At 48.2% G+C, this 257-nt stretch carries 1 pseudogene; it reads right to left on the reverse strand.

Annotated features, from left to right (window positions below):
- Positions 1-257, reverse strand: a pseudogene (locus AAEZ03_RS28045) (xanthine dehydrogenase family protein molybdopterin-binding subunit); the annotation flags it as partial.

The following is a 257-nucleotide window of genomic DNA, read 5'->3' on the forward strand; positions in this document are numbered from 1 at the left end:
GTACCAATATCTGTCATATCTGTTTCAATGACTGCTTTAACACCGAGCGCTTTTGACTTATCGATTTGCAAAGTTGCTCGCGCTTCAGAAGACTGTAACTGATTACCACGTGCGGCCGCAGCCATGCCCGTTCCTATCCACCAGTCGCCTTCTAATTGACTGGCAGGCTTAGCATTTCGCTTACTCCAACCAAACTGCTCAGCACCTTGCTCCATACAGGCAATCAGCTGGCGCGTCGAAAATGGAATGTCTTTACT

Source organism: Pseudomonas sp. HY2-MNA-CIBAN-0224, assembly GCF_040310285.1.
Classification (GTDB): domain Bacteria; phylum Pseudomonadota; class Gammaproteobacteria; order Pseudomonadales; family Pseudomonadaceae; genus Aquipseudomonas; species Aquipseudomonas helleri.